Here is a 13,275-nt window from a genome sequence, read left to right as displayed (position 1 = left end):
CGGTCGGATCGGCGGGCCCCGTCGTGCGCTCAGCGGCGGCGGTCGGCCGCCAGGGTCTCGTAGAAGTGCAGGAGGCCGAGGTCGTCGACCGAGCCGGCGTTGACGGCCTTGGCCAGGGGGGTGCCCTGGAGGAGGCGCTTGACCGGGACCTCGATGCGCTTGCCCGTGAGGGTGTGCGGGACCCCCGGGACCTCGATGATCTCGTCGGGGACGTGGCGGGGGGAGAGTTCGGTGCGGATGGTCCGCTTGATGCGGTCGATCAGGTCGTCGTCGAGGGTGGCGCCCTCGACGAGGTGGACGAAGAGCGGCATCCAGTAGCCGCCGTCCGGCTCCTCCAGGCCGATCACGAGGGATTCCCGGATCTCCGGGAGGCGTTCGACGGCCTCGTAGATGTCGGCGCTTCCCATGCGGACGCCCTGGCGGTTCAGGGTGGAGTCGGAGCGGCCGTGGATGACGACCGAGCCGTGGTCGGTGATCGTGATCCAGTCTCCGTGGCGCCAGACGCCCGGGAACATCTCGAAGTAGCTGTCGTGGTAGCGGCTGCCGTCCGGGTCGTTCCAGAAGTGGATCGGCATGGACGGCATCGGGTTGGTGACGACGAGCTCGCCGACCTCGCCGATCACGGGCTTGCCGGAGGGGTCCCAGGCCTGGAGGTCGGTGCCGAGGCCGGCCGCCTGCAGTTCGCCGATGTGGACCGGGAGCGTGGGGACGGCACCCGCGAAGCAGGAGCACACGTCGGTGCCGCCGCTGACGGAGGCGATCCACAGGTTCTCGCGGACCTCGTCGTGGAGCCAGCGGAAGCCGTCGGGCGGCAGCGGGGAGCCGGTGGTGGCGACGCACTTCACCGCCGACAGGTCGAAGTCGCGGCCCGGGTGCACGTCCGCCTTCGCGCAGGCCATCACGTAGGCGGCGGAGGTGCCGTACAGGGTGGCGCCCGTGCGCTCGGCGACGCGCCACTGGGCGGCGGTGTCGGGGTAGCCCGGGCTGCCGTCGTACAGGACGACGGTCGTGCCGGTGAGCAGGCCGGAGACGAGGAAGTTCCACATCATCCAGCCGGTGGAGGTGTACCAGAAGAACACGTCCTCGGGGCCCAGGTCGCAGTGCAGGCCCAGCTGCTTGACGTGCTCGACGAGGATGCCGCCCTGGGACTGGACGATCGCCTTCGGCAGACCGGTGGTGCCGGAGGAGTACAGGACCCACAGCGGGTGCGAGAACGGGACCTGCTCGTAGACCGGCTCGGCGTCGCCGGCGACGAGGTCGGTCCAGGCGAGGGTGCCCTCGGGGGCCGGGGTGCCGAGCAGCGGGATGTGGACGACGGCGCGGAGGGTCGGGAGCTCGGCGCGGAGCTCGGCGACGGTATCGCGGCGGTCGTGCTCCTTGCCGCCGTAGCGGTAGCCGTCGACGGTGAAGAGGACGACGGGCTCGACCTGCTGGAAGCGGTCGAGGACGCTGCGGGCACCGAAGTCGGGGGCGCAGGAGGTCCACACGCCGCCCACCGCGGCGGTCGCGAGGAGGGCCACGACGGACTGCGGGACGTTGGGCAGGTAGCCGCTGACCCGGTCACCGGGCCGGACGCCGAGGGCCCGGAGTTCGGCGGCGAGGGAGCCGACCTGGCGGCGGAGCTCGGCCCAGGTGATCGGCGTGGGCTCATGTGTTTCGTCCACATGGAGCAGGGCCGTGTCATGGGGGCGCTCGTCGGCGGCGCGCAGGGCGTGCTCGGCGTAGTTGAGGGTGGCCCCGGGGAACCAGTCGGCGCCGGGCATCGAGCGGTCGCCGAGGACGCGCTCGTACGGGGTGGAGAAGCGGATGTCGAACCATTCGACGACCGCCTGCCAGAAGGCTTCGAGCTCGTCGACGGACCAGCGGTGGAGCGCCGGGTATCCGCCCTCGGCCGGGGCGCCGTGGTGTTCGGCGGCCCAGGTCTGGAAGCGGGTCACGGCGGCCGTGGCGATGCGTTCCTCGTCCGGCTGCCAGAGCGGCTCGGTCTGCGCTGATGTCATTGGGGCGGCTCCCTGGCTGTACGCGGGGTCGGCGTGTGTCCCGCGCACGTGCTGGGGTGTGCGCGCGACGCGGCTGACAGGACGATGCCATGTGATCGTCTTTCGCACCAGGTCTGCCCGCCCATGGTCGGGCAGTTGAATATGTGCTCCCACCACGGGTGAACGCCAGTTGAACGGAGCCTGTTCCGCCCCGGGCGGGTGGCAGGCTGAGCTGCATGGACGGTCGTGAACTGGTGCGTTCGATGAAGGTGTTCGGCTCGGTGCGGGGATTGCGGACGGTGCGGGCGGCGTGGCGGCAGCGTCGTACGGACGCGTGGGGGTTGCCGCCGAGGGGTGCGGAGCGGGCCCGGGTGCCGGGGCTCGCGGCGGGTGCGGAGGCCGCGCCCGGTGGGGGGACCATCCGGTTCGCGCGGTCCTCGTTGCGGATCTGTGTCTCGTCGGGCGGCACCGTCTTCTGGGGGTGGGACGGGGCCGAGCCGCTGCCCTCGTACGCCCTGGCCGGTGAGGCGCCGGAGCCGGATCTGCGGGCCTCCCTGGAGCCGGACACGGACGGCGGCTGGCGGATCGTGTCGGAGCGGGTGACGGTGGCGGTGTCCCGCCACGGAGCGGTGGAGATCCGGACGCCGGGCGGCGTGATGCTGCGCCGGGACCTGCCGCCGCGCTGGTGGGAGCCGGTGACGCAGGCCGTTCCCTCGGGTGCGAAGCAGGCTCCCGGCGGCCGGTCGGCGGCCGGCGCGGCTTCCTCCGGCGGGCCGGCGCGCTGGGTGCAGCGCAGCGAGGTGCCGGCGGACGCGCGGTTCTTCGGGCTCGGCGGCCGGTCGGCGGGGCCGCGGCTGCGGGACGGCTCGTACCGCCTCTGGAACACCGACCCCAAGGGGAGCTTCGGCCCCGGGGACGATCCGCTCTACCTCACCATGCCCGTGCAGTTCGTCGTCTCGGACGCGGGGACGCATCTGGCCTTCCACGACAACTCCTGGGACGGCCGGGTCACCCTCGCCGAGGGCGAGGAGGGCGCGGGGTCCGGGCACGACCGGCCGGGGACCAGCGAGGTCCGGATGGGCGGCGGTCCGCTGCGCTGCTGGGTGGTGGTCGGCACCCCCGCGCGCGTGCTCCACGGCTGGGCGGCCCTCACCGGCGCTCCGGCGCTACCACCGGACTGGGCGCTCGGACCGCAGCACGCGCGCTGGGGGTTCGGCAGCGAGCGCGAGGTGCGGCGGATCGTGGCCGGGTACCGGGAGCGGGGGCTGCCGCTGTCCGCCGTCCACCTGGACATCGACCACTACGACGGGCACCGCGTGTTCACCGTCGACCGCGAGCGATTCCCCGATCTGCCGGGGCTCGCGAAGGAACTGCGGGAGCAGGGCGTGCGGCTCGTGTCGATCGTGGACCCGGCGGTGAAGGCCGAGCCGGGGAACGCGGTCTACGACAGCGGGCGGGCGGCCGGTGCCTTCGTGCGGGACGCGCGGGGCGACGAGGTCCACGGGGTGGTGTGGCCGGGCGACTGCGCCTACCCGGACTTCACCGATCCGGCGGTACGGGAGTGGTGGGGCGAGCTGTACGAGGAGCGGCTCGCGCAGGGCTTCGCCGGGGTGTGGCACGACATGAACGAGCCGGTGTCCTTCGCGCCCTTCGGCGACACGACGCTGCCGCGTTCGGCGCGGCACCACCTGGACGGGCGGGGCGGCGACCACCGCGAGGCGCACAACGTGTACGGCCTCACGATGGCACGGGCCGGGTACGAGGGGCTGCGCCGGCTGCGCCCCGACGAGCGGCCCTTCCTCTTCTCGCGTTCCGGCTGGGCCGGGATGCAGCGGTACGGGGGCACCTGGTCGGGCGATGTGTCGACCGGGTGGCCGGGGCTGCGGGCCTCGCTCGCGCTGGTCCTGGGGCTCGGGCTGTGCGGGGTGCCGTACTCGGGGCCGGACGTGGGCGGTTTCGACGGCAGTCCGACGCCGGAGCTGTTCCTGCGCTGGTACCAGCTGGGGGCGTGGCTGCCGCTGTTCCGCACCCATGCGGCGATCGGTGCGGGGCGGCGGGAACCGTGGGAGTTCGGTCCGGAGGTCCTGGAGCACGCGCGCGCGGCACTGGCCGAACGGGAGCGGCTGCGGCCGTACTTCACGACCCTGGCCCGGCTCGCCCGGATGACGGGCGCGCCGTACGTACGCCCGCTGTGGTGGGGGACGCCCGAGGACCGGGTGCTCCGCGACTGCGAGGACGCGTTCCTGCTCGGCGACGCGCTGCTCGTGGCGCCGGTCCTGACCGGGGGCGCCGACCGGCGGGCGGTGCGGCTGCCGCGCGGACGCTGGTACGACACGGCGACGGGGCAGGCGTACGAGGGCCCCGGACAGGTGCTGCTCGACGCGCCGCTCTCCCGGGTGCCGGTCCTGGCGCGGGCGGGGGCGGTGCTCGCGGTGCGGGGCGACGACGGCGGCCTGGCCCTGGAAGTGTGGGCGCCCGCCGCCGGGCGGACGGGCGGCGGGCTCGTCGTACGGGACACGGGGGACGGCTGGGAGACGGCCGAGATCGAGCGGTACCAGTCGCGGCTCGTGGACGGCAGGGTGGTCGTGGAGCGGGTGACGGACGACGGGGTGGAGGAGGCGGGACTGCCGGTGCGGGTGCGGGGGGTGTGATCCGCAGAGGGGTCGGGGGCTCCGGAGCGCGGGGCCCCGCCCCGGCGGCCCGGACTCGTGCTCCGGCTCAGTCGTACTCCCCCGCGAACCACTTCCGTACCGCCTCGGTGTGGAGCGGGAAGGCGAGTTCCCCGGGTGCGTGGAGCACGTGGTGGCCGCTCGTCTCGTCCGTCGGGACCGAGGGCGGGAGCGCGGCCGCCGGGCGGGGCGGGAGGAGGCCGAAGAGGAGGAGGTGGCCGGCCGGGGAGCTCAGCGCGTCGGCGAGGCGCACCTCATCGGCGGAGGCAGCGATGCCGGTCTCCTCCCGCAGTTCGCGGGCCACGGCGGCGCGCCAGTCCTCGCCGTGGTCGATGAAGCCGCCGGGCAGGGCGACCTCGCCGCGCGCGGGTTCGATGGTGCGGGTGATGACGACGAGGCCCGTGTCCGCTCCGTCCTTGACGGGGAGCAGGGCGACGGCGACGGGCAGCGGGTTGCGGTAGGAGGTCTGGCCGCAGGCCGGGCAGGTGCGGGGCCAGCCCGCGTCGGCCGGGTGGGCGGCGCCGCAGAACGTGCAGTGGGAGTCCTTCACGGGCCGACCGTATGCGATCACCCTTTCCCGGCGCTGCCGGAACTGATAGACGGTGCCCATGACAGGACTTGCCTCCGCCTTCCGTACCCTCGCCGTCACGGCCGCGGCCGGACTGCTCGCCGTCACGGGCGCCGTCGCCTCCCCCGCTCCCCCGGCGTCCGCCTCGCCGGAGCCCAAGGCGCCGCGGGAGTTCGTGGCACTCGCCTCGGTGGACCGGACGATCATTCAGGAGATGCGCTACACGACCGCGCACAACTTCGTGGGCGAGCCGGTGGACGGCTACCGGCAGCCGCTGTGCATCCTGACCCGGCCGGCCGCCGAGGCCCTGCACCGCGCGCAGGTGCGTCTCCTCGCCCGCGGCTACACGCTCAAGGTGTACGACTGCTACCGGCCGCAGCGCGCCGTCGACCACTTCGTGCGCTGGGCGAAGGACCTGGCGGACGAGCGGATGAAGGGGGAGTTCTATCCGCTCGTCGACAAGTCGAGGCTGTTCGCGGACGGTTACATCGCGGAGAAGTCCGGGCACAGCCGGGGCTCGACGGTGGATCTGACCATCGTCCGGCTGCCGGCCGTGCCCACGCGCGCGTACGTGCCGGGCGAGAGGTTGACGGAGTGCTACGCGCCGCGCGCGGAGCGGTTCCCGGACAACTCCGTGGACATGGGGACCGGGTACGACTGCTTCGACACGCGCTCGCACACCGACGATCCCCGGATCCAGGGCGCCCAGCGGGCCCATCGGCAGCTGCTCGGGAGCACGCTCGTCGAGCAGGGCTTCGTGAACCTGCCGGAGGAGTGGTGGCACTTCACCTTCAAGCCGGAGCCGTTCCCGAGCACCTTCTTCGACTTCCCGGTGGCGCGGAGGTCGGTGGCCGGTCACTGAACCTTTCGTCCGTGGGGCTCCCGTGCCACACTCCTGACGACTCGTCAGATCACGGTGGTCGACGGCAGGCACGGGAGGCCTCGATGGCACGGACACGCACACCCGTGGTGGCCGGGTGGTTCACCGACGACACCGGGCCGGAGGCGGAGTTCCGGCTGCTCGGCACCCGTTGCACGGCCTGCGCCTCGGTCTTCTTCCCGCGCGCGGACGACGGCTGCCGCAATCCGGTCTGCCCCGGCGGAGGGGAGCTCGCCGAGTTCCCGCTCTCCCCGCGCGGCCGGGTCTGGTCGTACACCGACGGCCGCTACCGTCCGCCGGCCCCCTACGTCTCCGATCCGGACGCGCCCTGGGAGCCGTACACCCTCGTCGCCGTCGAGCTGGCGGCCGAGGCCATGGTCGTCCTCGGGCAGGCCGCGCCGGGGGTGACGACGGCCGATCTCTCGATCGGCACCGAGGTCGAGGTGGTGCCCGGGGTCCTCAACGAGGACGAGGAGCACATCTGGACCACCTGGAACTGGCGGCCCGTCGCACGGGAGGAGCGGTCGTGAACGACATCGCCGTCATCGGGGCGGGAATGCACCCCTGGGGCAAGTGGGGCCGGAGTTTCATCAGTTACGGCACGGCCGCCGCCCGCGCCGCGCTCGCCGACGCCGGACTGGAGTGGTCGGACGTCGGCGCCGTCGTCGGCGCGAACACCATGCGGTGCGGATACCCGGGGTACGTGGCCGGGGCGACGTTCGCCCAGGCCCTCGGATGGCAGGGGGCGCGGGTCACCAGCGTGTACGCGGCCTGCGCCTCGGGCGCCCAGGCGATCGGGACCGCACGCGCCCAGATCCTCGCCGGACTCGCGGACGTGGTCCTGGTCGTCGGTGCGGACGCGACGCCCAAGGGCTTCCTCGCCCCCGCCAGCGGCGAGCGTCCCGACGACCCGGACTGGCTGCGGTTCCGGGTGCTCGGGGCCACCAACCCCGCGTACTTCGCGCTCTACGCACGCCGGAGGATGGCCCTGTACGGGGACACTCCCGAGGACTTCGCCCAGGTGAAGGTGAAGAACGCGGCGGCCGGCGCGCTCAACCCGCTCGCCCGCTACCGCGCGCGCGTGAGCGCCGAGCAGGTCGCCGCCTCGGCCGTCGTCGCCGATCCGCTGCGGCTCCTCGACATCTGCGCCACCTCGGACGGGGGCGCCGCGCTCGTGCTGTCCAGCATGGAGTTCGCGCGCGCCCACGGGCACCCCGACCCGGTGCGGGTCCGGGCCGTGTCGACGGTCTCCCCCACGTACCCCAAGGCGGTGCTCGACCTCCCGGACATCGCGACCGACTCGGCGGTGGCCGTCGCACCGGCCGGGCACTCCTTCCGCGCCTCCATCGCGCGGGCCGCCTACGAGGAGGCGGGGATCGGACCCGAGGACCTGTCCCTCGCGGAGGTCTACGACCTGTCCACCGCTCTGGAGCTGGAGTGGTACGAGGACATCGGGCTGTGCGCGGCCGGCGAGGGCGCCAAGCTGCTGCGGGAGGGGGCGACCTCGCTCGGCGGACGCCTGCCCGTCAACACCAGCGGCGGACTCGCCTCGTTCGGGGAGGCCGTGCCCGCCCAGGCGATCGCCCAGGTCTGCGAGCTGACCTGGCAGCTGCGGGGTACGGCGGGCGACCGGCAGGTGCCGGGGGCGCGGGTCGGCATCACCGCGAACCAGGGGCTGTTCGGGCACGGGTCGGCGGTGGTGGCGGTGCGCTGAGGACGGCCCCGGCCTTCGGCGGGGGCACCTCAGGGGGTTCGTCGGAGGGTCGCCTCAGGGGGCCGCCGCCGCGTGGCTCCGGTCCGCGAGGACGAGCGCGTGCTCGACGACGGCGACGAGGACGTTCTTCACGGACTCGCGGTCCCGGGCATCGCACATCAGGAGCTCGACCTCCGGGTCCAGGTCCAGCGCCCCGCGCACGCTCTCCGCGGGGAACCTCCGGGCGCCCTCGAAGCAGTTGACGGCCACCGTGAACGGGATGCCGCGCCGCTCGAAGTAGTCGATGGCCGCGAAGCTGTCCTCCAGGCGGCGCGTGTCCGCCAGGACGACCGCGCCGAGCGCGCCCTGCGCCAGCTCGTCCCAGAGGAACCAGAAGCGGTCCTGGCCGGGGGTGCCGAACAGGTACAGGACGAGGTCCTCGCGCAGGGTGATGCGGCCGAAGTCCATGGCGACCGTGGTGGTCGTCTTGGCCTCGACGCCGTGCAGGTCGTCGACGGGCCGCCCCGCCTCGCTGAGGACCTCCTCGGTCCGCAGGGGCCGGATCTCGCTGACCGCGCCCACCAGCGTCGTCTTGCCGACCCCGAACCCGCCCGCGACGAGGATCTTCAGGGTCACCGGCTCGACGTACGGCGTCTTGCGGCTAGAGCGCCCGAAGGCCATTGATCACCTCGCGGAGAATGCTCACGTCCGGCAGCTCGGCCGGCGGAACGGGGCGGGTCACATGGACGAGTTCGTCCTCGACGAGGTCGCCGACGAGCACCCGGACCACCCCGACGGGGAGGTCGAGTCCTGCGGCGAGCTCGGCGATCGACTGGGGCTGCTCGGAGCAGCGTTCGACGATCTCCACGTGCTCGGGGGAGAGCGTCTGGTCCCGGCCGGGGTCGTCGGCGGCGGGTTCGGGCACGACCACCGCGATCAGGTCGAGCCGGTGGCGGGTGGCGGCGCTCGTCCGGCCGCGGGTCATCGCGTACGGACGGACCACCGGCCCGGCCTCGTCGTCGAACCAGTGGTGGTGGGCCGGGGTGGGGCCCTGGTCCGACTCCGTGTGCCGGTTCGCCCGGTTCAGCTGGTTCCGCTCGGCTGCGTCACTCATGCCGTCCCCACTCACCCTCCCGCGGGCAGACCGGTCCGGGGCGCCGTCGCGAGGTGGACCCCGACCCGCTTCACCATCAGCGTCATCTCGTAGGCGACCTGGCCGACGTCGGAGTCCGCGTCGGCGAGCACGGCCAGACAGCTGCCGTCGCCGGCGGCCGTGACGAAGAGGAAGGCGTCCTCCAGCTCGACGACGGTCTGGCGGACCTTGCCCGCCTCGAAGTGACGGCCGACGCCCTTGGCGAGGCTGTGGAAGCCGGAGGCCACGGCGGCCAGGTGCTCGCCGTCCTCCCGGGTCAGGTCCTGGGACGCGCCGGTGGGGAGGCCGTCGCTGGAGAGCACCAGGGCCTTCCGGATGGACGCGACGCGCTGCACGAGCTCGTCGAGGAGCCAGTTCAGCTCGCCGTTTCCGTGGCCGGCGGTGGTGCTGGATGCTGCGGCGTTCGGTGCGGTCATCGACCGTCCCCCTCGGGTGTCGTTCCAGGTGCTGTCGGGTCGTCAGGGTCGGCGTTGTGCTGTCGCCCGCGCTGCCAGCCGCGCTGCATGGCGGCCATGCGCGCGCGTACCTCCTCGGCGTCGCGCTCGAAGGAGTCGGCGTCCGTGGGCGCGGCGCCACCGCTCGTACGGGCGTCGGCGCGTCCGTCCGTGCCGCGCTCGGCCGGGCCGTCGGCCGCGCGCAGCTGGGGCGCGAGGCTGGCCTGACGGACGCGGCGGGGCAGTCCGCCGAACGGCTCGGGGCTCGCCGCCGGCCCGGGACGCTCCGGTGGTACGGGGACGAGCGTCGGGCCGGTGCCGCGCGGGGCGATGGGCAGACCGTGCTGCCGGCCGGTGCCGCGCGGAGGGACGGGCTGGTCGCCGGGCCGGCCGGTGCCGCTCGGGGACGCCGGCCGCTCGTCGCGCCCGGTGCCGTAGGCGTGGTGGTCCGCGACGCCGGGGCCGTCCTTCGCCCGGCCGAAGCCCTCGGTCACCCGGCCGGGGGCGGGGTGCGCACGGCCGCTGAGCGGCTGGTCGAGCTCGGGGAGCGCGTGGGCCCGGTCGGGCGCGTCGGCACCCCGGCTCCGGTCCGGCCCGTCGACGCCATGGCCGCGGTCGGGTCCTTCGGTGCCGCGGGCGCGGTCGGGTCCTTCGGTGCCGCGGCCGCGGTCGGGCTCGTCGAGACGGCGGCCGTGGTCCACGACGAGGGTCGGGGTGCGGCGGCGCGGCAGCGGCACGGGGCCGCCGAGGACGCCCTCGTCGGCGGGCTTCTCCTCCTCGCCGTGGCCGTTCGTCCGGTCCGTGGCCTGCTGGTGCTGTTCGCCCGCGGGCGCGAGTCCGGTGCGGCGCCGGGAACGGGGCCGGAAGAGGCCGCCGCGTTCGCTCTCGGTGTCGAGGAGGTCCGCCGCGCCGTCGAGGAGCACGTCGAACTCCTCCCCGTCGAGCGGTCCCTCGAGCTCGACGGGGCCGTCGAGCGGACCGGGCGCCTCAGTCACGTCCGGGACCCTGGCGAGCGCCGGGCGGCGGCTGGGCAGCGCGCCGTCGTCGGCGGTGCCGCCCTCGGCGGGGCCGGTGCGCTCCAGGGTCTTGCGGTCCAGGCGGAAGCCGGCGCCCTGGGTCTCGGGCGCGTCGGTGAGGAGCGCGGCCGGGATGAAGACGACCGCGGTGGTCCCGCCGTACGGGGAGGTCTGGAGCGAGACGCGGACGTTCTGGCGCTGGGCGAGCCGGCTGACCACGAACAGGCCGAGCCGGTCGGTGTCCGAGAGCTCGAACTCGGGGGTCTCGGCGAGCCGGAGGTTGGCGTCGAGGAGGGCGTCGGGGTTCATGCCGAGGCCCCGGTCGTGGATCTCCAGGGTGAAGCCGTTGGCGACCCGCTCGCCGAGCACCTGCACGGCGGTGTGCGGGGGCGAGAACACCGTGGCGTTCTCCAGGAGTTCGGCGATGAGGTGGGTGAGGTCCGCGACGGCGGGGCCGCCCACGCCGAGGCGCGGGAGCCGGCGGACCTCGATGCGCTCGTAGTCCTCGACCTCGGCGACGGCGGCGCGGACCACGTCCATGAGCTGGACGGGCTTGCGCCACTGACGGGAGGGCGCGGCGCCGGAGAGGATGACGAGGCCCTCGGCGTGACGCCGCATGCGGGTGGTGAGGTGGTCGAGCCGGAAGAGGTCGGCGAGCTCGTCGGTGTCCTCGGTGCGCCGTTCCATGGTGTCGAGGAGGGTGAGCTGGCGGTGGAGCAGGACCTGGTTGCGGCGGGCGAGGTTGACGAACACCTCGGAGACGCCGCGGCGCAGTTCGGACTGTTTCACGGCGGCTTCGACGGCGGCCCGCTGAAGGGTGTTGAGGGCCTGGCCGACCTGGCCGACCTCGTCCTGTCCGTATCCCAGGTGCGGGACCTCGGTGCCGACGTCGACCTGTTCGCCGGCGGCGAGCCGCCGCATCACGCTGGGCAGACGTACACCGGAGACCTCCTGGGCCTCCTTCTGGAGGCGGCGCAGGTCGCGGACGAGCTCGCGGCCGATGCGGACGGAGATGACGATCGAGGCGAGCAGGGCGAGGAAGCCGAGGACTCCGGCGACGCCGGCCTTGAGGAGGACGCTGTACGCGGCGGGCTGGACGCGGTCCTGGTAGCGGTCGCCGGCGGCGGTGTTCTCCCTGGCAAGGTCGTCGAGGACGGGGCTGGCGTTGTCCTGCCAGTAGGCGGGGGTGACGGCACGCGGGCTGTCGGTGGGGCCCTGTTCGATGATCGCGTTCTCGGCGGTGCGCAGCGGCTGGCTGTCGGGGCTGCGCCAGTACTTCTCGAAGCGGTCGCGCTCGGCGGTGGGCAGGAGTTCGAGGTTGACCTCGTAGAACTGCTCGCGGTTGGCGACGAGGTCGGATATCTCGCGGATCTCCCGGGCGGTGACCCGGTCCGCGACGAGCGCGGAGAGGACGAGCGCGTCCTCGCGGGAGAGCAGCTCACGCGCGCGGGTGATGCCGACGAGGGCGCGGCCCTGCTTGTCCATCTCCACGTTCTCCAGGGCGTGGAGGGTGACGAGGAAGCTGTAGCAGGGGTCGACGAGCCGGTTGTAGAAGTCGAGGGCCTGCATCCGGCCGATGTCACGTTTCTCCACGGAGCGGCGCAGCGAGGCGATGCCTTCGAGCGCTTCGAGGAGGGAGGTGAGCCGCTGGGCGGTGACGGGCCGCATCTCCTCGCGGACGCCGGGGTCGGCGGCGTTGGCGCGGATGCGGGCGATCTGGCGGTCGGTGGCCCGGCGGGTCTCGTTGAGGGAGCCGAGGGCGTCGGTGCCCCGGGGGTCGGCGAGGTAGATGAGGGACTGGCGCCGTTCGAGCTGGATGACCCGGGCGGTGTCCTCCAAGGGGTAGCCGACCTTGTCGACGATGTAGCCGACGTCGAGGAGTTGATCGGCCTCGCGTCCGGTGAGGACCGTGGCGAAACCCCACAGGCACGTCAGGGAGACGAGGGGGACGAGCAGCAACGCCACGATCTTCCGGCGGATGGACTTCCCGCGAAAGCGCATGGCCTCCCCCAGCTCGACCTCCGTGGCCCCGGAGGTCCTTCACGTTCGTGACGTCCGGCGTCAACACGCGGCGTCAACCTTGAGATTCAACAAACGGCGGCGTGAGCCTACTACTGCATCACGGCCATCCCGAAGGCATGTCCGGGCTATTTTCAGCCTGTCGAGTGAGTGTTGATCATGAGATGTCCTGCTATTCGGTGAGTTGAGATTGGTCAATGTGGCGTAGGACACCTGACGATGCGCCATTTCTCCGGCCTGCGGAGATGGCTGGAATTGTTCGTTCCGGTCCCATCCCGCTCAGGTTCATCCCTGGTCGGGCGAAACCTTTTCCCTCACTCGTGCGTCAATAAGTACGGGGCGGGTTCTGTCCGTGTATAGGCGCTCAAGCCGGGCAACCGTTCCTGAAGACGGTCAGCGGTGGGGAGTGACGGGACAATGGAACACGAGGCGCGGTCGGCACGGCAGTTGTGGGTGGAGGACGACCGGGCGCGACGGCGGATGCCGGACCCGGTGCGCACCGCCGCCGTACGGGCCGTGATGATCACATCGGTGACGCTCGTCCTTGGGGTCGTGGCGTTCTTCAGCTCCGTGACGGGTTCATGGCTGGCGTTCCCGGTGACCGTCAGCGCGGTGGTCTCCACCGTCGTGGCCACCTGGAGCGTGCTCGACATCTGGATCACCCGTCAGGTGTGGCGCCAGCGCAACGGCGTGGTGTCGGAGCCGAGCAGCACGGCGCGTCCGCCGCTCCGTGCGAAGCGCGAGGAGAGCCGGTCGGAGACGGCGTCGCTGTCCGAGGCGGCCTGACACCGCCTCGCCTGAACCGGCGGAACGAACTCGCCTGAACCGGCGGACGAAAGTGAGCGGCCCGGCCCCCTGTCGAGG

11 protein-coding genes are annotated in these 13,275 nt (G+C 73.3%); 5 read left to right on the top strand and 6 right to left on the bottom strand.

Annotation, left to right across the window (positions count from 1 at the left end; translation table 11 throughout):
* Positions 1 to 29 precede the first annotated feature (29 nt).
* Positions 30 to 2,000: an acetoacetate--CoA ligase gene (locus ACFQ79_RS37930; RefSeq protein WP_383592242.1), complete on the bottom strand. Its 1,971-nt coding sequence runs from the start codon at positions 1,998 to 2,000 to the stop codon at positions 30 to 32.
* A gap of 215 nt (positions 2,001 to 2,215) precedes the next feature.
* Between ACFQ79_RS37930 and ACFQ79_RS37925 the strand changes: the two genes are divergently transcribed.
* Complete coding sequence (locus tag ACFQ79_RS37925) at positions 2,216 to 4,630, top strand: TIM-barrel domain-containing protein (protein WP_383592239.1); 2,415 nt, start codon at positions 2,216 to 2,218, stop codon at positions 4,628 to 4,630.
* A 67-nt stretch (positions 4,631 to 4,697) separates the two neighbouring features.
* Here the strand turns inward: ACFQ79_RS37925 and ACFQ79_RS37920 are convergent, their stop codons facing one another.
* Positions 4,698 to 5,258: an NUDIX domain-containing protein gene (locus ACFQ79_RS37920; protein ID WP_383592237.1), complete on the bottom strand. Its 561-nt coding sequence runs from the start codon at positions 5,256 to 5,258 to the stop codon at positions 4,698 to 4,700.
* Between ACFQ79_RS37920 and ACFQ79_RS37915 the strand changes: the two genes are divergently transcribed.
* From ACFQ79_RS37915 to ACFQ79_RS37905, 3 genes are all read left to right on the top strand, one after another.
* Entirely contained in the window at positions 5,257 to 6,078 is an 822-nt protein-coding gene (locus ACFQ79_RS37915) for a M15 family metallopeptidase (RefSeq protein WP_383592234.1), read from the top strand. The two genes, ACFQ79_RS37920 and ACFQ79_RS37915, sit on opposite strands and share 2 nt — an antisense overlap.
* Positions 6,079 to 6,161: 83 nt before the next feature.
* The gene (locus ACFQ79_RS37910) at positions 6,162 to 6,626 is read left to right on the top strand and encodes a Zn-ribbon domain-containing OB-fold protein (protein WP_383592231.1); all 465 of its coding nucleotides are present in this window, start codon (positions 6,162 to 6,164) and stop codon (positions 6,624 to 6,626) included.
* Complete coding sequence (locus ACFQ79_RS37905; protein ID WP_383592228.1) at positions 6,623 to 7,810, top strand: lipid-transfer protein; 1,188 nt, start codon at positions 6,623 to 6,625, stop codon at positions 7,808 to 7,810. The genes ACFQ79_RS37910 and ACFQ79_RS37905 overlap by 4 nt, the downstream gene beginning before the upstream one ends.
* Positions 7,811 to 7,864: 54 nt before the next feature.
* Here the strand turns inward: ACFQ79_RS37905 and ACFQ79_RS37900 are convergent, their stop codons facing one another.
* Genes ACFQ79_RS37900 through ACFQ79_RS37885 form a run of 4 tightly spaced genes read right to left on the bottom strand, consistent with a single transcriptional unit; the run spans position 7,865 to position 12,393 of the window.
* Positions 7,865 to 8,470 (bottom strand): ATP/GTP-binding protein, encoded by a 606-nt coding sequence (locus ACFQ79_RS37900; RefSeq protein ID WP_383592225.1) that lies wholly within the window; start codon positions 8,468 to 8,470, stop codon positions 7,865 to 7,867.
* Entirely contained in the window at positions 8,451 to 8,903 is a 453-nt protein-coding gene (locus ACFQ79_RS37895; protein WP_383592222.1) for a DUF742 domain-containing protein, read from the bottom strand. The genes ACFQ79_RS37900 and ACFQ79_RS37895 overlap by 20 nt, the downstream gene beginning before the upstream one ends.
* 11 nt (positions 8,904 to 8,914) lie before the next feature.
* Entirely contained in the window at positions 8,915 to 9,358 is a 444-nt protein-coding gene (locus tag ACFQ79_RS37890; protein WP_229315576.1) for a roadblock/LC7 domain-containing protein, read from the bottom strand.
* Positions 9,355 to 12,393, bottom strand: coding sequence for a nitrate- and nitrite sensing domain-containing protein (locus ACFQ79_RS37885; protein WP_383592219.1), 3,039 nt, complete (start codon positions 12,391 to 12,393; stop codon positions 9,355 to 9,357). Before ACFQ79_RS37885 ends, ACFQ79_RS37890 begins: the two co-directional genes overlap by 4 nt.
* 435 nt (positions 12,394 to 12,828) lie before the next feature.
* Between ACFQ79_RS37885 and ACFQ79_RS37880 the strand changes: the two genes are divergently transcribed.
* Complete coding sequence (locus tag ACFQ79_RS37880; protein WP_383592216.1) at positions 12,829 to 13,197, top strand: hypothetical protein; 369 nt, start codon at positions 12,829 to 12,831, stop codon at positions 13,195 to 13,197.
* The last annotated feature ends 78 nt before the right edge of the window (positions 13,198 to 13,275 follow it).

The sequence above is a fragment of the Streptomyces sp. NPDC056480 genome, from assembly GCF_042795405.1.
Classification (GTDB): Bacteria; Actinomycetota; Actinomycetes; order Streptomycetales; family Streptomycetaceae; genus Streptomyces.
This window is presented reverse-complemented; position numbering and strand designations above follow the sequence as displayed.